Genomic DNA, 21,736 nt, shown 5'->3' with positions numbered 1-21,736 from the left:
GAATCATTCATGAAGACTCACCGAAAACGCTGGATCACAGCAGGTATTTTGCTATTCGCCTACGCCGCGTCCCCGATTCAAATTCACGCCGCTGACCCCGACACACAGGCGCGACAGGACGCCGTCATCGTGCGTGCCTTGGAACGCCTAGAAGGGTTTGATTACCGCACTTCACCGGGCGCGGTTGCTGCGGTGCTGCGTGAAATTGATCGCGCCGCGGGTACACCTCGGTTCGTTGAATTAGTCAAACGATTTCAGCCCGATGGGATCGAGAAACGCTTGCTGGCGTCGCTCGATTCAAAAAACCAAAGTGCCGCTGTCGAATCGGCACAGCTGCTGCTGGACAGCGACAATGGTCGCAAATTGATTCGCCAGCGATTGGCCAATGCGGACACCGCGATCAGCACCATCAATGTCCTTGGATTGCTGGGCAATGGTCGCGCGGTTTCATTGCTGAGCACGGTTGCCGAGAACGCAGAACTTCCCTTTGATCAGCGTCGAGGGAGTGTTGCTGCGCTGGCTCGCAACAAACCGGGGCAACAGAAACTGGTGGAGCTTGCCACCAAGAAAACGTTGGTCGGCGATACGCTGCTGGTTGCCGGTGCGTTGCTCTCACGAAGCAATCATCAAGACGTCAAGCAAGCTGCTGCGAAAGTCCTACCACAACCGGCCCTGGATGATCGTCCGCTGCCGCCGGTTGACCAATTGGCCAAGCTAAGTGGCGACGTAAAAGCGGGGCAAGTCATGTTCCGTGGCAAAGGCACGTGTGCAAACTGCCATATCGTTTCGGGATTCGGAAAAGACGTCGGGCCGAATCTGTCGGAAATCGGCAACAAGCTTTCTCGCGAAGCAATGATCACGGCAGTGCTTCTGCCCAGTGCGGGCATCAGCCACAACTACGAGAACTTCAGTGTGTTGACTGATGATGGCCAGGTGGTCACAGGTTTGAAGATCAGTGAAACAGATCGTGAGGTGGTGATTCGGACTGTCGATGCGATTGATCGCAAGATTTCCAAGGATCAGGTCGAACTGATCCGCAAGAGTGAAAAATCGATCATGCCAGAGAACCTGCACCATCTGACCGGCCAGCAAGGATTGATCGACGTTGTCGAGTACATGACGACGTTGAAGAAAAAGCCTTAGGTTGAACGCTGGGCAATGCTGGCGCGTCCATGCACGCGCCAACGCATTGGCCACCAGGTCGATGTTCTGTTCGGATCGAGGACTGCTGTGTGTGCGCCGAATGCGTCCGCGTTTGGCTTGCACACCCCCAAACAGACTCGGGCTTGCGGAAACCAGGGCAAGCTGTCAAAGTTTGCGCACCGCAGCGGATGAAAAGTTTTCGTCAAATTTGAGACCTCCTGCGAACTTCGCTGCCACGTGTTTCGTAGCACGACAAAAGTCTACTCAGGCCCCCTCGAAGACGAACGAAAATGACACAGCCAAACGACCGTCGTCCGATGATTGAAGCGGACGGACTGAGCAAGTTTTATGGTCCTTTTGCGGCATCTCGTGACATTAACTTTTCGGTGATGCAAGGTGAATTAGTCGCCTTTCTCGGTCCCAACGGGGCTGGTAAAAGCACCACCATGAAAATGCTGACCGGGTACATTGCCCCCAGTGAGGGCGAGGCTCGGATCGCCGGTTTTAACATGATGGAAGACCGCATCGAGGGCAGCAAGCACTTGGGTTATCTCCCCGAAAGCGGCCCGCTGTACATGGAAATGACTCCCGCCGGGATGCTTGATTTCTTTGCCGAGGCGCGTGGCCTAACGGGCGCCAAGAAACGTGATCGCATTGAAGCAGTGGTCGACATTTGCGACCTTTCGTCGGTGATGTTTAAAGCCATCAGCAAGCTGTCCAAAGGATTCAAGCAGCGTGTTGGAATGAGTCAAGCACTGCTCCATGACCCGGACGTGCTGATTCTGGACGAACCGACAGCCGGCTTGGACCCAAACCAGATCCGAGGTGTTCGCGCGACCATGCGTCGCTTGGCAGAAACCAAAACGATCCTGTTATCGACTCACATCTTGCAAGAAGTCGAAGCCATGGCCGACCGCGTGGTGATGATTAACGAAGGCCGAATGGTCTTCTCGGGCGACGTCCAGAGCCTAAGCACTGCGGGCGATGGTGACCTCAACGAAGCCTTCCATCGACTGACAGCATCCAAGAAGAAGACTGGTGACGACGATCAAGATTCGGCGGAACCAACCCCTTCACAAGAATCCAAAGCGGAAGCATCCTGAGTCACCTTTCCCGATGATCAGCAGCAATGCACTGAACATTGCTCTGCTGTTATTTGGTGACAACGGACAAGAGCTTCCAGCACCTGCTTGGCGTTCAACTAGCCAACGCCTGAGCAGTTCATTCCCCACTCGTTCAATCAACGTACTGATTTACACGCGATGAATGCGACCAATTTAGCCTTGTTGAACTTGGCCTTCCTCGATGCAATCTTCATTTGCATTTTGCTTGCCAGCTTTGGCGCCGTGGCCAGCGTAAAGCGAGCCGCCTATGCGGTGATGAAGCGCAACTTCGTTGGTTACTTTAGCAACCCCACCGGGTATGTGTTCCTGTGTATCTTTGTCTTTCTCACGTCAGTGGCTGCGTTTTGGCCGGATGAGTTCTTCAACCAGAACCTCGCCACGCTCGATCAACTGAACCAATGGTTCCCCCTGATCATGCTGGTCTTCATTCCAGCGATCACAATGAGCATCTGGGCGGAGGAGCGCCGGGCCGGAACCGATGAGCTCTTGCTGACGCTACCGGCTGATGACTTTGACATTGTGATCGGCAAGTACATGTCGGCACTTCTGATCTTCACGGCATCGCTGCTGTTTTCCCAGATCAGTACGTTCATCACGCTCACGATTCTGACCGAAGGTGGGTTGGACACGGGATTGCTGTTTGCAACCTACCTCGGATATTGGTTCGTCGGAGCAACGATGATTGCGATCGGCATGGTCGCATCGTTCCTGACCGGGAACCTGACCGTAGGCTTTGTGCTCGGTGCCTTGTTCAACGCTCCACTGGCCTTTGCATCATTGGTCGGTTCACTGCTTCCCAATGAAGAAGTCTCGCTGCTGGGCTGGGACGTCAACTTGGCCAAGCTGATCCAGTCCAGCGGCATCGCCAGCCCGTTTGATGACTTTGGCCGCGGTGTGGTCAGTCTGTCGTCGATTGTTTACTTCACGCTCGTTGCGGCGTTAGCACTTTATACGTGCATGGTCTTGATCGGCCGTCGGCACTGGACGGGCGGCAAAGATGGCAACACGATGGCGTACCATTACCTGCTCCGCATTATGGCTCTGTTTGCCGTCGCGGTCAGTTCGATCGTGCTGTTTCGCACCAAGGATTTGGTTCGCCAAGACTTGACCGAACAAAAAGTCAGCTCGCTTTCCCCGGCAACTTTGGACCTGATTCGCAACCTTGACGATCGGCGGACAATCAAAATCGACGCCTTTGTCGGCAAAGACATTCCAGAGCTCTACGCCAAGACACGCTATGAACTGATCAACCTGCTCAAGGAATTTCAGGCCGAAGCGGCAGCCAATGGACGGCGCATTGAAGTCAACTTGTATGAGGACATCGATCTCTTCAGCGACGACGCCGCACTGGCAGAGACCAGCTTCAAGATCACGCCCGTCGAGCGTTCCCTTCGCGAGAATGGCACCACCGAAAATCGCAAGATCTTGCTGGGTGCCGCCTTCCGCGCAGGCCTGCAAACCGTCGTCGTGCCGATCTTTGAATACGGTATCCCCGTTGAGTACGAATTGGTTCGATCAATCAGCACGGTCGCCCAGGCGAAACGAAAGCGGATTGGGATCGTCAAAACAGACGCTCAATTGATGGGCGGCGTGACCATGATGGGTCCACAGCCAACTCGGTTGCCCAAAGATCCGATCGTCACCGAACTGGAGAAGCAGTACGAAGTCGAAGAAGTTCTCCTCGATGCTCCGGTGACTCCTGGAATCTACGATGCGTTGATCGCCGTGCAGCCATCGACATTGGCTCCCGAACAATTCCAGCGTTTGATCGATGCCGTTGAAGCGGGCATCCCCACGGCTATTTTCGAAGACCCCTTGCCGTACGGCCGCAGCTACATCACGCCCTCCGCGGCCCCCAAAGTCCAGCGCAGCATGTTCGGTCAAGGTCAACCCATGCCGAAGGGAGACATCCGCAATCTCTGGGTTGCCCTAGGCATGACAAGCAAAGGCCGGGCAGGGCAGAACTACTACGAAAACGACATCGTCTGGCAAGATTACAACCCCTACGAAGACCTGAAAACAAACGCCGATGCGTTCTGGTCATTCATCGACGAAGCCGAACCCGGAGCTGAACCAGGAAAGGCCTTGTCCGATCAGAGCATGATCACATCAGGGATGCGTCAGGTCCTGGCACTGTATGCCGGTTCTGTGTCTGCTGATGACGAAAGCGATCTGATCCACACCCCCTTGCTGACCACCGGTCAGGCCAGTGGAACGGTCACGTTTCAGAAATTTGTCCAGGCACAGAGTGCTCGCAACCCACAGGAAGCGCTCCGATCACTGATGGTTGAAAGCTATGACCCTGAGCAAACCATCGCGATGACGATCGAAGGAGACGACTCGGATGCGAACACGGAACCCTCCGGTGAAGACGCCCCCTCTGATCCATCCAATCCGATCAAAGCGGTTTATGTTGCCGACATTGACTTCATGCTGCCTGTGTTCCTGCAAATTCGCGCCGGACCGGAAGATGCGATCCGCATGCAGGTTCAAAATGTCACCTTTCTGCTCAACTCAATCGACTGGCTGACCGGCGAAACGGACTTTATCGAAGTTCGTAAACACGTGCCGACATTCGCGAGCCTCAAACTGATTGACGAGGTCAAAGTGGAAGCCAACAAGCGATCTCGTGAAGGTCGCGATGAATTTGAAAAGAGCAAGCAAGAGGCCATTCGCGATGCCGAAGAAGCTCGGGATGTCGAACTGACTGAGCTTCGCAAACGCGTTGACGAATTGGAACAGAAAGGCCGCGAGGGCGTGATTGATCAACAAGAGTATCAAGCCGTCGTCCAAGAATTTAGCATGAAGCAATCCAAACTCGCCAACGACTTGAAAAACAAACGCGAAGCACTGGAGCAGGATGCTGCGAAAAACATTAAGGACGTTGAGCGCGAGGCAGAGCGAAAGGTCAAAGAGATTCAAACCTGGGTGAAGGTCTATGCGACCACGCTCCCCTGTTTCCCTCCGATCTTGATTGGAATCGCGGTGTTTGCCTCCAGACGTTTGCGTGAACGCGAGAACATCTCCTCTTCGCGTTTGAAGTAACGATGTGACCTCGTTTGTCCTGTCAAGCATTTCAACCACTTACCATTTCAACTTGAAACGAACATGTCGGTTAACGATACAACCAAGACCGGTATCTTTTTAGCAGCGGGTCTGCTGATGGCGACTGCTTCCTTCCTGATCGTCCGACCATCCACCACGGATGTCGAGCAAGACGGACTGGAGGCGTTGCGGAATCAACCGCTATTCAAAGATTTCACTGATCCGCTGGCTGCAACGGAGCTAAAGATCGTCAGTTTCGATGCTGACACCGGCAAGCCCGTGACGTTTGAAGTTCGCAAGAACCCGTCGTCGAAGGTCTGGACGATTCCGTCGCGAGCGGACTATCCAGCCGATGCCGTGAATCAAATGAAGACGGCTGCTAATGGCTTGATTGACCTTACCGTTCTGGATATCCCCACCGACAACGCCGGTGATCACAAGGAAATGGGAGTCATCGATCCAACCGAAGACTCGGTGAAAACCGCCGACAGTAGCGTTGGCAAACTGGTGACCTTCAAAGACGAAAAACGTGACACCATCGCGTCGCTGATCATCGGTAAACCCGTTAAGGATCAGCCCGGGCAACTTTACGTGCGCAAGCCAGGACAATCGCCTGTGTACGTCGTTGCCCTGGACGAAGCCACCATCACCAGTAACTTTCAAGCGTGGATCGAAGCCGACTTGTTGCAGCTTTCCAGCATCGATGTCCAACAAATCCGATCGGACAATTACAGCTTTTCCGTTACCGTCAACGGCAATCGCTACGCAAAGAACCAGACCGCTGTGCTGGAGAAGGATGGCGCGGACTGGAAACTCCTGTCCCTGAAACGCTACGACCCCGCCAACCCCAATCAACCACCGACACAGCCTAAGTTCGATCCGGAAAAAGTGAACGCGACGACCATCACTGAACTGGTCGACGCACTGGATGACCTGAAGTTTGTCGATGTGAAACGCAAGCCCGAAGGGTTGAGCGCTGATTTGAAAGCCGATTCAGATCTGGCGAATAACAAAGAAGCGCAAGCCAGCTTGTTCACAAGAGGCTTCTTTCCCACCAAAAACGCCGATGGTGAGTTTAAGATTGTTTCGGCCAATGGCGAACTCTCTGCAAGCACCGTCGATGGCGTCAAGTACACCCTGTACTTTGGCAACATCAGTGGCCTGACCACACAGCCCGAAGAAGGTGACGAGGCAGCTGCCAGCGAAGCCGCCCAAGAAGGCGTCAACCGTTACCTGATGGTCACCACGTCCGTTGACGACTCCTTCTTCCCCGCCCCCGCGCTGCAACCGATTCCACAAACCTTGGAAGAGTGGGAGAAAGCTCAGGCCGCAGCGGCTGCTGCGGCAGCGGGCCCTTCGCTACCACCTGGCATGATCATTGAGTCCCAGGAAGCCGAAGGCACCGAAGTACCAGCCACTGAGAAGCCAGCCACTGAGAAGCCAGCCACTGAGAAGCCAGCCGAAGAAAACACTTCCGAAAGCAAACCGCAGCCTCCAGCGGCCGACGACAAAGACAAGCCAGCGGACCCGAAAGTGGACGCCGATCAACCAGCAGCTGAAGGCGAGGCACCAGCCACCGAATCGGCTGAAGAGACGGCCGCCGACGCGGACAACAAATCCGATGCAGCTGCAGTGGAAACCAGCGGTAGCGGTCAGGAAACCGTGGTCGGGCAAGCCTTTCAAGAGGACGAAGCGCCCGTCGAACTGACGGACGAAGAAAAGGCAGAGAAGCTGGCTGTGATCCAAGAGCAAATTCAGAAAGCCAACGCGCGTTTGCTGGAAGAACGCAAGGATCGAATGGCCACGGCTCAGCTAAAGAGCCAGCAACTCAATCAACGCTTCGCTGACTGGTACTACGAGATTCCCGAAAGCACCTATTCCAAGTTGCGTCTGACTCGGGACAATCTGTTCGAAGGAGCCAACGCAGTGCAACCGCCACTGGGGCCGGTTCGCCCTGGTTTCCAGCCACCTGGTGGATTTGGCCCACTGCCAGGCTTGGGCAACTGATCCACCGACTGAGCGAACGTCGTTGTCGCAGATTCCCGGTCGACAGCGACGCCTATCAGTGTTCTGCTAGAGAGCAACTGCCGCGTGTGGCGTTCCCGCGCGGCCTCGTTTTGCTTGCCGCATCAATGGGCACGAATCGTCGGTCGTTCGGCCGGCGCGGATTCGAGCTCCCCTCCTTGCTGGATTGCATCGCGCGTTCAGCTAACCGCCCCGCCTGGACTGATCATGTCACTGAATCTCTTTCCGGCCCCTGAAGACCCACAGCAATTGCTGACCCACGCCCCAGGACCACAGGGTGCCTTGCCGTTGTCCGATGAAATCCTTCGCGACTGGTCTTCGGGTGACTTGTTTGGTCTGACGCAAAGCGTTGGCATGGGCTTCGATCCCAGACGAGTGCTTGGTGACCAGTACTTGATTCTTAGCACGCAAGGCGGCTTACGAGACGAAGATGGTACCGCCGTTGCACTGGGTTACCATACCGGGCACTGGGAAATTGGTTTGCTGGTCCGAGCCGTGGCAGATCAGCTGAACACGCAAAAGAAAGTTCCCTTCGCCGCCTATTGCAGTGACCCCTGCGACGGGCGCAGCCAAGGGACGCGAGGGATGTTTGATTCACTGCCGTATCGAAACGACGCTGCGATTGTGTTTCGTCGGCTGATTCGTTCGCTACCGCAGCGCAAAGCGATCATTGGTATCGCCACCTGCGACAAAGGCTTGCCAGCGATGATGATGGCCCTGGCTGGTTCAAGCTCACTGGCAAGTGTATTGATCCCCGGTGGAGTCACCTTGCCGGCCACCGTTGGCGAAGACACCGGCAAAGTCCAATCAATCGGCGTTCGCTACAGTCGTGGTGAGATGTCGTTAGAACAGGCCTCCTTGGAAGGTTGCCGCGCCTGTGGCTCCCCCGGTGGTGGGTGTCAGTTTTTAGGCACCGCAGCGACCAGTCAAGTCGTTGCCGAAGCCCTGGGCATGACCGTGCCACATGCGGCGTTATCACCCAGCGGAAGCCCGATCTGGACAAGCATGGCCCGCAGCAGCGCCGACGCAGCGATGGACATGGTCGCCAACCGGCTGACCCTATCCGATATTCTGACTGAAGATTCCTTTTACAATGCGATGTTGATTCATGCGGCCGTCGGTGGCAGCACAAACTTATTGCTGCATATCCCTGCGATTGCCGCCGCGGCTGGTTTGCCGCGTCCCGATGCAGCGGCGTTCAATGAGATCAATTTGTCGGTGCCCCGGTTTGTTGACTGCCTGCCCAACGGTCCGGTGGGGCATCCAACGGTCCAATTTTTCTTTGCCGGCGGTGTCCCTGAAGTCGCCTGGCACCTGCGAGAACTGGGGCTCCTAAAAAGCCAAGCCAAAACCGTCTCGGGGCAAACCTGGGACCAGTTGCTTGATCAGTGGCATGCCAGCGATCGCAGACAGATCTGCAGGCAACGATTACTGGACGCTGACGGCATTGATCCCGATGACGTGATCGTGCCTCCCGCCCAGGCCACTAGCAAAGGGCTGACACCAACGGTTTGTTTCCCCACTGGCAACCTTTGCCCCGAAGGTTCGGTCATCAAAGCCACTTCGATTGATCCCGCTGTGATTGACGATGATGACGTGTACCGCAAACGCGGACCGGCGCGCGTCTTCGTCAGCGAGCGTGACGCGATCGCGGCCGTCAAGGGACAAGCCGACCAGCCAATCAAAGCCGGCGATGTCATTGTCTTGATCGGGCGTGGTCCGCTTGGCTGCGGCATGGAAGAGACGTATCAAATCACGTCAGCGCTAAAGTACTTGAGCTTTGGAAAAGAGGTCGCTCTGATCACCGACGCGCGATTTTCCGGAGTCAGCACCGGTGCATGCATCGGCCACGTCGGCCCGGAAGCCTTGGCTGGCGGCCCCATCGCCAAAGTGCGGGACGGAGACATCATCGAGATTGAAGTCGATCGCAACCAATTAATTGGGACAGTAAACCTGGTTGAGTGCATCGATGGCCAAACCGTCGAGACCGCATTGACCCAACGCAAGGATCATCCCCAGTTAAAAGAAGAGCAGGACTTGCCCGATGACACTCGCTTATGGGCGGCCCTTCAGCAGGTTGGCGGCGGCGCGTGGGGCGGCAGCGTGTACGATGTCGACGAGATCATTGCGACCCTAAAGGCCGGCATGGAAGCTCGCAAAAAGACTTCCTAACCAACGACTGGCAACTTAAGACTGGCAACTCACCGCCAGAAACTCACGGGCCGTCCGTTAGGTGGGCTGCAGACAGTGGCGATTGGCCATGCTGATCCCACTGACGATCGCGCCCACGATACCGACAAAGCCTTGATCGGTGCCACACAAGAAGACGTTCGGCAAATGAGTGGTCCCGTCGAGCTGCTTATCAGGCGCTCCATAAACGGCGCCATTGTCGTGCCAGGTAAAGCGACGAATGGTCTTGGGAGTGAACACGTCAGTATCAATGACGTACTGCCTGAAATCAGGCATAAAGCGCACCGATGATGCGACGGCATCGTCATACTGCCGCACCTTTTCCCCACGGTAACGATCATCCGAAAGGTCGCACCAATGATCGTGATTGGCCAACGTTGTGATCCGAATCACGCCATCGGGCAGCTCACCTTCGTCTTCGTCATAGATGTAATTATTGGGCGAACAAATCACACCGGTTCGGGAATCACAGAGCTGATCTTCGGGGCGTTTCCAGTGGAAGGTTTCACTATCGTTATAGAAGACGATGGTGCGATCAAAACCGAACTTCTGTGGCATCCGATCCAAGATCGAAATGGATTCGATGAAGGATAGCTTCCCGGCCGCAGCGACATCGACTTCAGTGATATCGTCGCACATCCGTAAGGTTTCAATATTTCCCGCGGACGACAAAATCCGATCAGCGGTTAATTCGGTGCCATTGTCCAGCACCACACCGACGGCGCGATCATTGTCGACGTGAATCGATGACACACCACTGCGAAGCTTCAGTTCACCACCAAGTCCGCGAAACTTGCGAACTAAGTTTTTCAGGATCATCCGCACGCCTTTGTAAGGCCGGCCAAAGCCTTCTAGATAGCAAGCGCGAAACATGATGCAGAACTGACCAAAGTCCATATCATTTTCGCGAGCATTGCCGTACCACATCAGCGGACAAAGCAGCATTTCGATCAGCAATGGCTCGGTGATGTGTTCTGCCATCACCTCTCGTGCCGAACGCATGAAGCGTGGATCGTCGCCGTCCATGTCGGAATAATCCAACAGGGAATCACACAACATGCGGAACCCGTCCGCTTGACCGGGGAACTCAGCTGCGATCTGTGATTCGAGCAGTTCAATGTCGTTGGTGAAGTCCAACGAGACGCCTGGAAAGCGAATGGAGGAGCCGATTTGTTCGGCAAGCTTAAAATCTTCCCAGCGAAATCGCAGCTGGCGAATCAATTTGGCCAGCGGCCCTTTTTTCTGGCCGCGGCGAGCGAAATTGGTCATCGCATGCAGGCCAACGTCGTAGTCACGACCGCCCATGCGATAGAACGAATTCAAACCACCGATGGTGTAGTGGCGTTCAAGAACGCAAACACGCTGATCGAAGTGCGCCAAGCGGATGCCTGCGGCCAGACCGCTCATCCCGGCCCCGATAATGATGGTATCGTAATGATTGCCGTCGGTCGAAGCTGACACAATTGATCCCGCCGAATGAAACTGTCGGAAACCAAGGGAAGTCAATCTGGGCGCTGGCGAACTTGAATGATCACGTCACGGTGTCACCAAAACGCCCATCCCAACGCCGCCTTGGCAAAGTCAGGATGCGTCCCAGATTGATGCAATGATTAAGACTTTACAATGTCTTTCATTTTTGGCTCAAGGTATTCCACCGTTGTTGCCATGCTGGCCAACGCCCCGTATTCCTCTTCAGGAATCTGAACGCGGTGGCGTTTACGAAGCTCCATCACGATGTCCAAGAAGTCCATGCTGTCCAATTCCAATTGATCACGGAAGGCAACATCGTCCTTCAGACCATCGAGGTCCTCATCGGGTGAGATGTCTTCCAAAATGTCCAAGATTTCGTCGCGGATTTCAGCAGGTGTCATCGCTATTGGGCTTTCAGTTCTACAATGCGGTTAGTTGATCATCTGGATGTGAGCGAGCGCTTAGCAGCTGGCAGACGGTGTCTGCAGCACAGCAGCCAGTTGGCACGATCGACCGAGCATCAATCAAATGACTGACGGTTCGGACCGGTCGCAGAGACTGGTTGCCAACACGGCACGCCGCTCAAGTCCCGACGCTCTCTCAGCGTCAGGAGGTGGGTAAGAGTGTACCGGAGCGGCCAGCGGTTTCGTAGGGCCTGCAACGGCGAAAATCCCGCTCAGCAGCGAATATCGCCACCGGCGCGATCCCCCAGATGGCAGACCGGGCAATCAGCAGCTCGTTTTTCACGAATACCGAGCGATGATCACGACCGAATTAATGCCCAGCATGCCGAACGAGTTGTTGAGAACATAATCCACCTGACAACCTTCTTTGGGCTCATTGAGAACCAAGCCGGGCAGCCGACAGCCCTCATCAAGCTGATCCACGTTGATCGTCGGATGGATCACGCCGTCGTCAAACGAAGCCAAATTCCCAGCCAACTCCAGTGCACCAGCGGCACCCATCGCGTGACCGATGTAGCTCTTGGTGTTGTTGATGTGCACCGTTTCACACTCGCCAAAAACCTTTCGCAAGGCGGCACATTCCTGGAGATCACCGCTGCTGGTGCCGGTGGCGTGCGTGCTGACAATGTCGATGTCTTCGGCTTGAATTCCAGCACGCTGAAGCGCCATCTGCACGCACTGGGCCTGACGTTCGGGATTCGGCAGGACAAAGTCCGTCGCATCGGTGTTCATGCCATAGCCGACGAGTTCGCCGATAATAGTGGCCCCGCGTTTCTTGGCGTCGCTGAGACGTTCCAACGTGTACAAACAACCTCCTTCGGAAACCACAATGCCGTTGCGATCAACATCGAACGGGCGTGATGCCTTGGTTGGATCCTCGTGAGTCGCCAGCGCGTTCTGGCTGTTGAAACTGGCAAAAATGCCGAAGGTGTGAACGCTTTCACTGGTACCACCCGCGATCGCCAAGTCACATTCGCCAAGACGCAACATCTGTGCACCCTGAATCAATCCTGCGTTACCCGCCGCACAGGCCGCTCCGATCGTATAGTGCGGCCCGGTGATGCTCATGTTCAAAGCAATTTCACCGGCCGGATTGTTAGCGACCGTCCGAGGGTTATGGTGATGCGACCAGCAGCTGGTGTCGTAATCAAAGCCTTTGATGATGTAGATTTCGTTCTCGGTTTCCACATTACCGTGCTCGGTCACGCCAACATAAATGCCCACGCGCGACTTATCGGTATTTTCCCAATCGATGCCGGAATTCTTGACCGCCTCATTGGCAGCGTAGACCCCCACGCTGCCAGCCCGTGTCCCGCGACGGATGTCTTTTTTGGACTGATAACGCTTGGCGTCAAAATCACAGATCCCAGCAAGCGTCTCGCCAAAGTAGCGAATTTCGTACGGCTGCACGCCACTTTGCTTGTTCAGCAGCGCTTCGCGATAGCTTCCCCAATCGTTGCCGTTGGGCGCCGTCAAACCAATTCCAGTGATGACAATGCGTTGTTCGTCAGGAAGCTTGGAGGCCAAATTTGGTGCGATCACGGATGCGATTTTTCGTTAGATGGGTCAGTTCGGTCTGCTGCAGGCATTGAGCACACGCGGAAATCCAAATGCAGCCCGCAAAACGCCGCCTAAACAGGGCCGAAAGCCCCGGAATTGGCCGGTTCTGCAGTCGCTCGCGATGCTTTGCACTCATCAACCGTGAGCCTACCAACACGGAAGCCTGGCAGCAAGCGCCACTCGCCACTCGCCACTCGCCACTCGCCACTCGCCACTCGCCACTCGCCACTCGCCACTCGCCACTCGCCACTCGCCACTCGCCACTCGCCACTCGCCACTCGCCACTCGCCACTCGAAAGCACTGACGGCGCTCTAGCCGGGGCGACTATACTAATACCATGGCATCGACAATTCCTTCCACCGAAATGACGGCTCTCGGGCAGTCGCCCCCTGGCGCTGACCCGCCCCAGCAAACATCAGCCAGCCAGAATCATCTAAATGACGCCCGCGATGAAGCTCGCCGAGCATTGGATGTCGTGCGTCACGAACTGCTTATTGAGCGAAACGAACAGGGCCACTGGGAAGGTGAACTGGCCGCCAGCGCACTGAGCACCGCGACCGCGATCAGCGCCTTTACTGCTGTACTTTTATCTGATCAAACCGCTAAAACAACGACTGATCAACACAACGATTTACCACATCTGATCAGCCGAGGCATCGCCTACCTGCAACAGCAACAGAACGATGATGGCGGCTTTGGCGATACCGATCGCAGCCATTCCAACATTGCCACCAGTTACCTCGCCGTCGCTGCATCGACGCTGGCAGAGAAGATTGGCCGACCAGGGCTCAGCGAGCAGAGTTTAAAACGACTGAACGCCTACATCGAACGCGCCGGGAAACTCGATGGCCTAAGGCGACGTTACGGCAAGGATAAAACCTTTGTGGTTCCGATCATGAACAACTTGGCGATTGCCGGGTTGATCTCCTGGGATCAAGTGCCAGCGCTGCCCTTTGAAGCCGCCGTGTTCCCTCAAAGTCTGTATCGCTTTTTAAGCATGCCTGTGGTTAGTTACGCGATTCCGGCTTTGGTTGCCATTGGCCAGGCTCGGCATTTACTGGGCCGCAAAACTTGGTTCCCCCTGCGCGTGATTCGCAACCTGAGCATCAACCCAACGCTCAAGGTGCTTCGTCGGATGCAGCCGGAAAGCGGTGGTTATTTAGAAGCCACGCCTCTGACCGCGTTTGTTGTGATGAGCCTCGCGGCCACCGGACGAACATCGCTGAGCGTCGTTCAGGAGGGCCTGAAGTTCTTGCGCGACTCGATGCGCGATGAAGGCAGCTGGCCCATTGATACCAATTTGGCAACTTGGGTCACCTCACTTTCGATGCATGCCCTGGCGTGTGACCCAGAGGACGATCGAAGCTGGTGCGATGAAGCACTTATTCGCTGGCATCTGTCGTGCCAGCATCTCAAACCGCATCCGTTTACGGGGGCAAGACCGGGCGGCTGGGGATGGACGGATCTCTCGGGCGCCGTGCCCGACAGCGATGACACTCCGGCGGCAATCCTGGCCCTGCTGTTGTCCAAACCTTCTTGCTCAGCAGAACTCAATGCCGAAATCGATCAAGCCACCCTGCTGGCCGGGCGCTGGTTGTTGCAACTCCAAAATCGCAACGGAGGCTGGCCTACGTTCTGTCGGGGCTGGGGCAAGCTGCCTTTTGACCGCAGCAGCACGGACTTAACGGCACATGCCATGCGAGCGCTCCAGCAACTTGCCCCGGACGCGTCGCTGCGATCGCACAAAGCAGTCCAACAAGGCATTCGTTTTCTGGATCGGCAACAACAAACAGACGGCAGCTGGAACCCACTGTGGTTTGGCAACCAAGATCGGGACGACGAATCAAATCCGATTTACGGCACGGCAAAGGTGCTGATGGCGTCTCAATTGCCACCTGCAGCACAGCAACTGGCGGCAGAATTCCTGATTAAAAATCAGAATCCCGACGGCGGCTGGGGGGGCGGCAATAGCATGGTTGAGAAACTCGCCAGAGCATCCGAAAACCAGGCTCCCGACGAGTCCTCTGCCCACACACTTATCCCAGAAGGCCTAATCAGTAGCGTTGAAGAAACCGCGTTGGCGGTCGACGCCTTGGCAACCGTGATTCTGCGGCTGAGAGACAAATCCCAACAAGAATACCGGTCCGATGTGTCCGCCAAAGGGTTTGAAACTGCTGAGCGCAGTCGACCGCCTGAAACGAACTCGCTGGAAACCTCGGGATTTGCCTGGCATCCAGGCGATGACAGTGAGACTCAGGCATTGCTGGCGGCTATACTGTCCGGAGTGACATTTTTGGTACAGAGTGTTGACGACCGGCGCCACCGGATCTCGTGGCCCATCGGTTTTTACTTTGCCAAATTATGGTACCATGAGCGACTTTACCCCAGCATTTTTACTGCCGCTGCGTTGGGAAAGTTCCTGCGTTGTACCGCCCCGCAACACGACCCCGAATGGCCTCAATAACAACTCCGCAGCGATCGCCCCGCAACGTCTCAATCGGCGCTGCCGATCGGTCAATGGGGCCACGAGCGCGTCCGCGATTGCCTGAACATCACTGAACGCTGCTAGAGCACTCAAAACGTTTTACAAACTGTTTTGACGACACCGCGCGCCACACACCCACCTTACTGCCCAACGCAGCGACCACGACTTGTCCATCGCTGCTCGGGCTTGTCACAAACAGCATCACCAAGTTCACCGCCCAGAGGTCATTGGTTTGTCGACAGGAATCAGCAACACCGCCCCCAGTGCTTCTTCAGGTAGCAAGCGACGTCGCAAGACAAGCCACTTGAAAGAAGTCCCGCCAACGCAAGAACTGCGTGATTCGTTACGTGCACGTTGTGAAGCGGTCGCTGATCGTTTAGACCGCAGTGTCCCCATGAGCAAGGACGAATTGGAGCAGATCTCCCGTCGCACCTTGGAAGAAGCCGATCTGCCAGAAAGCTATCTCGGCTGGATCATGGTCATGATCAGTGGCTCATTTTGGCGGCACGAGCTTCAGGCGGTTCCCCCGGAACGACGTCTGTTTCTGTTACCGCACTGCTTGAAACATGCCGAAGGCTGTCCAGCGGAATACGACGAATTCGGAATGAACTGCAAAGAGTGCGGCGCGTGCAGCATCGCGGACTTTCGCGGACTGGCCGAAGACATGGGCTATCGCGTTCTGGTCGCCGAAGGCTCTCCAGTCGTGATGAAAATCATTGTCGGTGGCTATGTGGACGCTGTAATTGGTGTCGCCTGCTTGAACGTTTTGGAAAAGGCCATCGATAAAGTCTTGTTGGCCGGAATTCCCTGCATGGCGGTTCCATTGCTGAGCAGTGATTGTCGTAACACCAAGGTGGACGAACCTTGGGTCGACCAAATGATTCGCACGCCGTATGTGCCAGCCAAGCAACAGACTCGTAGCTATGTGCACTTGATGCGTGCTGCCAGCGATCTGTTTCAACCCGAACATCTGGACGATGTTGTTCCGCGTGTGCGAGAGAAACAACCCGTCGGCGGCGATCCATTGACTGCCCAGGCGGTTGCCGAGATGGACGCTGTCAGCGCGACCGAACACATCGCCTATGACTTCCTGACACGGGGCGGCAAGCACTCCCGTCCCTTTATCACGCTAGCGGCCTACGATGCAATGGCCGGCGGTGATTGCACGGGTCACGAAGCGGCCAAGTCGCTGGCGGAACTACCCGAGAGCGTTCGCCGGGCTGCGATGAGCATCGAAACGTTCCACAAAGCCAGCTTGGTCCACGATGACATCGAAGATGACGATGCGTTCCGATATGGCCAACCCTCGCTGCACAAGACCTTTGGTACGCCGACGGCAATCAACGTGGGCGATTATCTGGTTGGCCTGGGTTATCGCATGATCAGCGATCGGCCGGGAATGTCTGCTTCAAGCTCTGAAGCGCAACTCGATGTGCTCGATTGCTTGGCTGCCGCCCACATGCGTCTGGGTGAAGGGCAGGGCGCTGAACTGCTGTGGCGTGACGGAACCGAGCTCCACCTGACACCGCTCGATGCGCTCAAGATCTACGCACTCAAGACCTCGCCGGCCTTCGAAGCCGCCCTGTTCAGCGGTATCCGCTTGGGTTGCGATAAGGTGCCAGATGCAGATCCCAAAGAATACCGTGACGCGATTCGCACCTTCAGTCGAAACCTGGGCGTGGCTTTCCAAATCCTGAACGACTTGGGCGACTTTGCCGGTGACGATCACAACAAAATGATGGCCGGCCAAGACCTCTTCGGTGGACGCCCCACCTTGCTGTGGGCGTTGGCGCTGGAATCCCTGAATCCAACGTCCAAAGACAAACTGCTCGCCCTGGCGTCGCCAGAGTGTGAGTTGCCAGCCGCAGCACGATTGAACCAAGTCCGAGCGTTGTACGACAAAGCAGGCGTCTTCGAAACCGCGCTGCGACTGGTCGACAAACACCAGCAACGCGCCGAACAGGTTGCCGATCAAATCGAACCCGAGGCACTGCGGCGTCTGTTATATTATTTGGTCGATACCGTCCTGGAACGTCTTGAGATGCCAGCCCCCGCCGTGGTGCCCTTGCAAGTCACCGTGCCGTTGGCCTGATTCACTGCGGCTGAATCACCGCGTACTCGCCGAGTGGCTTCAGCAGCCACATTCCATCTCGGGACTGACTGACACACGATTCACTGCCTGCGCGAGTCAGTGAATCCATCCATCACGTTGACTTGGTTCCTGAACGCAGATTTTTTTTATGGCTGGCCTGATTCCTCAAGACGATGCACGCGTTGACATTCAATTGTTGCTGGCCGAATTTTATGATGCGGCAAATCAATTCAGTCAGCTAGGCAAGTGTGAGGCAACCGATGCACCGCCAGAGCCTTACAACAAACTGCTCAATCATCACGCTCATATGACCGTGACGGTCGAGTCCCATCATCAGGATTCAGTGGATGTCGTCGTTCACCGACACCATCGCCATCAAGATCAGGGACACGACTGGTACTCGCGCGAAATCACGCTAAAAACGCACCGCAGCGGGAAAGTCGTCCAGTACGGGATCGTCAGACTGGACGTCAACACCTTGGCGCCACAAGTCTGGGCGGAAATTGAATCCCGCCAGATTCCTCTTGGCCGAGTGTTGATTCAACACAACGTGCTGCGTGAAGTCCAGTTGTGCGGGCTGTGGAAATTTTCCGCTGGCCCACAATTGGCAACCCACCTTGCGTGCCAGGAAGGCGATACACTGTTTGGCCGCACGGCCCTGATTTATTGCGATGGTGAACCGGCGATCGAGTTGCTGGAAATCGTTGCGCAATAAGCAACATCGCTGAGTTCAGGGACCTCCGCAGTACGCCAGCTCCCGCGCACCAACACGTAGGCTGCCGTGCACCCGCGCACCAAAACGTCGACTGCCGTGCTTGCACGCACCCGACGAACCCACCTCACCTCCTCCTCAGGCTCTTTCATGACAGCCCCCAATAGCCACTTCCCTACTGTCACGTTTTGCTTTTCTGTCCTGCTAGCCACGACCAGCATGGTGCTGCCCTCGGCAACCTGCCTGGCTCAGGAAGTGGGCGAAGCGCAACAGGAAGAAGCGGTGCAGGATTTAGCCTCCCAACTGGTCATGCTGCGTGATGCTCAAAACCTGTTGCAGAAACGGGAGTATGTCCAGGCCGGTGCCCTGGCAAAGAAACTCAGCGAGACCACAAAGAACGAGCGTCTCAAACTGAACGCCAGCGATCTTTTGTTGCAGTGCGGCTTGGTGGAAGAATCGTTGCCGGGTTTTGATGCCTATGCCAAAGCGCACCCGGATCGCAAACCGTTTCTCTGGCAACGCGGGATCGCACTGTATTTCGTCGAGCGATACAAGGACGGCGTCGAGCAGTTTGAAATTCACCGCGAAGTCAATCCGAACGATGTTGAGAACGCCGCTTGGCACTATCTGTGCTTGGCCAAGCATCAATCACCCGAAAAAGCGGACCAGGAGGTCTTACCCGCGCCGAACGATCCTCGCCCAACCATGGAACAAGTGTTGCAAATGTTTAAAACGGGCAACACTCAGGCGGTTCAGGATGAAATCGATCGGCTCAAAGACTCGCCACGCAGCACCACGGCTCAGTTCTATGGCTATTTTTACTTGGGCCTGTATGCCGACGCCCAGGGAAACACAAAGCCCGCGTTGAAGTACATGACCCAGTCAGCGGAGGTTGCACCGGCGAACTACATGGGACATATCGCCGAGCAATACAAGCGATTTCTGGCGGCCCAGCTAGCCAAGTAGGGCATCTGCTTGCTTTGCCCATCAATGCCTACCATTGTCCTCTATTGCAAAGCCGATCTTTGATTTATCTTGTAGGGACGTAGACTACAATTGTCCGCAACCGCCCCGCCAAACCGAGCGATCCGCTGGCCACCCTCCAGGCAGCCAGTTCCCATGATCTGCTCGCTTGACCATCGCACTGAAAGAGAGAACCGGTCGCATGAAAGCGATGCTGCTAACTGAGTACAAGAACCTTGAGGTTACTGAAGTCGACGATCCGACGGTCGGTGAAAAGGACTTGCTGATCGATGTCCGTGCCTGCGGGATCTGTGGAAGCGATATCCACGGCTACGACGGTAGCAGCGGACGGCGCATTCCCCCCTTGGTGATGGGTCACGAGGCAGCCGGTGTTGTCAAAGCCGTTGGCAGCGAAGTGCAAGACTTTGCCGTTGGCGATCATGTGACCTTCGATTCAACGGTCTCTTGTGGTGACTGCTTTTATTGCCGTAAAGGTGACATCAACCTGTGCGACAATCGCATGGTCCTGGGTGTGTCGTGTGGCGAGTATCGCCGTCATGGCGCGTTTGCAGAACTGGTCTCGGTGCCGCAGCACATTTGCTACAAGCTGCCCGAAGGCATGCCTTTTGAACATGCGGCCTTGATTGAAGCCGTGTCGATTGCCGTCCATGCCGCCAACCGAACACCTGTCACACTTGGTGACACAGCGGTGGTCGTCGGCAGCGGGATGATTGGCTTGCTAACCATTCAAGCGATTCGGCTCGCTGGATGCAGCAAGGTCATTGCAGTGGATCTAGACCAAAATCGTCTCGAGACAGCGCTGTCTTTGGGTGCTGATCATGTGCTTAAGGCGGACGAGGTCGATGTACCGGCCGAGGTGAAGAAGCTGACCGGTGGTCGCGGTGCTGATGTTGCCTTGGAAGTCGTGGGCGCCACGGTCACGATCGAGACGGCAATCGAATCGGTGCGCAAAGGCGGTTCAATCACGCTGGTCGGCAACCTGGCGCCACGAGTGGAAGTCCCGCTCCAGGCGATTGTTACCCGCGAATTGAGCGTTTTCGGTACATGCGCCTCCAAAGGCGAGTATCCTGCATGCATTGATTTGATCGCTAGCGGGGCCATCAAAGTGGAACCACTGATCACCGCCACAGCGACGCTGGACGAAGGACCGGAATGGTTCTCGCGTTTATACGCTGGCGAACCCGGTGCCATGAAAGTGATTTTACAACCACAGTGATCGCTGACGCGACCTGTTGGACACCAGTATTGTCTCCGTACGCCGCAAGCACAGCGACTCGCGGCTCATCCTTTCACATCATCCCACCCCCACATCCCTGCCATGATTGCTCGACGCACACTGACTGTGTTCTCATTGCTGTTTGCACTCTTTGCCGGCCAAACGCTTCAACAGGCGGCAGCCGTCGAAGTCGAAACCAGCGGTGACATTCAGTATTACACCCTGACAAACCAACAGGGCTTGAAAGTCAAGCTCACCAACTTTGGCGCCATCATCATGTCGATCATGGTGCCAGATCGCAACGGAAAACTGGGCGACGTGGCACTTGGATACGACAACATGGCATCGTATCTAAACGCCGTTGACAAACCGTACTTTGGTGCGATCGTTGGTCGCTATGGAAACCGCATCGCCAAAGGCAAGTTCGTGATCGCCGGCAGCGAATACAGCCTAGCGATCAACAACCCACCAAACAGCCTTCACGGTGGTGTCATCGGATTCGACAAGGTTGTTTGGACTGGCAAAGTCGCTGACGAAGGCGAGGCGGTTGTGCTGTCTTACCTGTCAAAAGATGGCGAAGAAGGCTATCCGGGGAATTTGAATTGCCAAGTCACCTACACACTCACCGACGACAATGAGATCGTGGTCGACTACTTGGCAACAACCGATAAAGCCACGCCAATTAACTTAACACAGCACACTTACTTTAACCTCAAAGGTGAAGGCAACGGCAACATCCTTGGCCATCAACTGATGCTAAACGCCAATCGTTACACACCTGTAAACGAGACGCTGATCCCAACCGGCAAGACTCCCGAGGTCCAAGGCACGCCCTTCGACTTCACCAAGCCAAAAGCGATCGGCAAAGACATCAACAAGGAAAACGAGCAGTTGACCTTTGGTGGCGGCTACGACCACAACTGGGTGTTGGATAAAGGTGGCAAGACCGGCGAACTGACCTTGGCCGCCAAGGTGTACGAACCAACCACCGGACGCCAACTGGAGATCAGCACCACAGAACCAGGGATTCAATTTTACTGTGGTAACTTCTTAGACGGCCGACTGAAGGGCAAGTCCGGCAAACCCTACGTGCATCGTGGTGGATTCTGCCTGGAAACACAACACTTTCCCGACAGCCCAAACCAGCCCAGCTTCCCAAGCACGATCCTGCAACCTGAAGACGAATACGTCAGCCAGACGGTCTTCAAGTTCTCTGCCAAGTAGC

Annotated in this window: 14 protein-coding genes; 11 read left to right on the top strand and 3 right to left on the bottom strand. The window is 55.7% G+C overall.

Translation table 11 applies throughout. From position 1 onward, the window contains the following. The first annotated feature begins 9 nt into the window (after positions 1 to 9). From SV7mr_RS09835 to SV7mr_RS09815, 5 genes are all read left to right on the top strand, one after another. Positions 10 to 1,143 carry a hypothetical protein gene (locus tag SV7mr_RS09835; protein WP_145271524.1) on the top strand — a complete coding sequence of 378 codons (1,134 nt, stop codon included), beginning with the start codon at positions 10 to 12 and terminating at the stop codon, positions 1,141 to 1,143. A gap of 290 nt (positions 1,144 to 1,433) precedes the next feature. Beyond that, entirely contained in the window at positions 1,434 to 2,246 is an 813-nt protein-coding gene (locus SV7mr_RS09830; protein ID WP_145271522.1) for an ABC transporter ATP-binding protein, read from the top strand. Between the two features lie 159 nt (positions 2,247 to 2,405). Continuing rightward, the gene (locus SV7mr_RS09825) at positions 2,406 to 5,312 is read left to right on the top strand and encodes a Gldg family protein (protein ID WP_145271520.1); all 2,907 of its coding nucleotides are present in this window, start codon (positions 2,406 to 2,408) and stop codon (positions 5,310 to 5,312) included. Positions 5,313 to 5,375: 63 nt separating this feature from the next. Further along, positions 5,376 to 7,319 (top strand): DUF4340 domain-containing protein, encoded by a 1,944-nt coding sequence (locus SV7mr_RS09820; RefSeq protein WP_145271518.1) that lies wholly within the window; start codon positions 5,376 to 5,378, stop codon positions 7,317 to 7,319. Between the two features lie 225 nt (positions 7,320 to 7,544). Beyond that, positions 7,545 to 9,509 carry a YjhG/YagF family D-xylonate dehydratase gene (locus SV7mr_RS09815; protein ID WP_145271516.1) on the top strand — a complete coding sequence of 655 codons (1,965 nt, stop codon included), beginning with the start codon at positions 7,545 to 7,547 and terminating at the stop codon, positions 9,507 to 9,509. 57 nt (positions 9,510 to 9,566) lie between these two features. On the opposite strand, the gene SV7mr_RS09810 is transcribed toward SV7mr_RS09815, so the two are convergent. The 3 genes from SV7mr_RS09810 to SV7mr_RS09800 all read right to left on the bottom strand — a co-directional run bounded on the left by SV7mr_RS09810 (position 9,567) and on the right by SV7mr_RS09800 (position 13,003). Beyond that, on the bottom strand, positions 9,567 to 10,934 hold the full coding sequence (locus tag SV7mr_RS09810) for a phytoene desaturase family protein (protein WP_145278271.1): 1,368 nt from the start codon (positions 10,932 to 10,934) through the stop codon (positions 9,567 to 9,569). A 203-nt stretch (positions 10,935 to 11,137) separates the two neighbouring features. Next, positions 11,138 to 11,398, bottom strand: coding sequence for an acyl carrier protein (locus SV7mr_RS09805; protein WP_145271514.1), 261 nt, complete (start codon positions 11,396 to 11,398; stop codon positions 11,138 to 11,140). Between the two features lie 342 nt (positions 11,399 to 11,740). Next, a complete protein-coding gene (locus tag SV7mr_RS09800; RefSeq protein ID WP_145271512.1) occupies positions 11,741 to 13,003 on the bottom strand; it encodes a beta-ketoacyl-[acyl-carrier-protein] synthase family protein in 1,263 nt (420 codons plus the stop codon). Between the two features lie 356 nt (positions 13,004 to 13,359). Between SV7mr_RS09800 and SV7mr_RS09795 the strand changes: the two genes are divergently transcribed. The 6 genes from SV7mr_RS09795 to SV7mr_RS09770 all read left to right on the top strand — a co-directional run bounded on the left by SV7mr_RS09795 (position 13,360) and on the right by SV7mr_RS09770 (position 21,735). Continuing rightward, positions 13,360 to 15,486 (top strand): prenyltransferase/squalene oxidase repeat-containing protein, encoded by a 2,127-nt coding sequence (locus tag SV7mr_RS09795; RefSeq protein ID WP_419188335.1) that lies wholly within the window; start codon positions 13,360 to 13,362, stop codon positions 15,484 to 15,486. Between the two features lie 253 nt (positions 15,487 to 15,739). Next, positions 15,740 to 17,599: a polyprenyl synthetase family protein gene (locus SV7mr_RS09790; protein WP_419188334.1), complete on the top strand. Its 1,860-nt coding sequence runs from the start codon at positions 15,740 to 15,742 to the stop codon at positions 17,597 to 17,599. Positions 17,600 to 17,747: 148 nt separating this feature from the next. Next, positions 17,748 to 18,314 (top strand): hypothetical protein, encoded by a 567-nt coding sequence (locus tag SV7mr_RS09785; RefSeq protein ID WP_145271510.1) that lies wholly within the window; start codon positions 17,748 to 17,750, stop codon positions 18,312 to 18,314. 147 nt (positions 18,315 to 18,461) lie between these two features. Next, positions 18,462 to 19,277 carry a hypothetical protein gene (locus tag SV7mr_RS09780; RefSeq protein ID WP_145271508.1) on the top strand — a complete coding sequence of 272 codons (816 nt, stop codon included), beginning with the start codon at positions 18,462 to 18,464 and terminating at the stop codon, positions 19,275 to 19,277. A gap of 166 nt (positions 19,278 to 19,443) precedes the next feature. After that, positions 19,444 to 20,511, top strand: a complete 1,068-nt coding sequence (locus SV7mr_RS09775; RefSeq protein ID WP_473163682.1) for a galactitol-1-phosphate 5-dehydrogenase — start codon at positions 19,444 to 19,446, stop codon at positions 20,509 to 20,511. 102 nt (positions 20,512 to 20,613) lie between these two features. Next, positions 20,614 to 21,735, top strand: a complete 1,122-nt coding sequence (locus SV7mr_RS09770) for an aldose epimerase family protein (RefSeq protein WP_145271506.1) — start codon at positions 20,614 to 20,616, stop codon at positions 21,733 to 21,735. Position 21,736 lies beyond the last annotated feature (1 nt).

The sequence above is a fragment of the Stieleria bergensis genome (assembly GCA_007745635.1).
Lineage (GTDB): Bacteria > Planctomycetota > Planctomycetia > Pirellulales > Pirellulaceae > Stieleria > Stieleria bergensis.
This window is presented reverse-complemented; position numbering and strand designations above follow the sequence as displayed.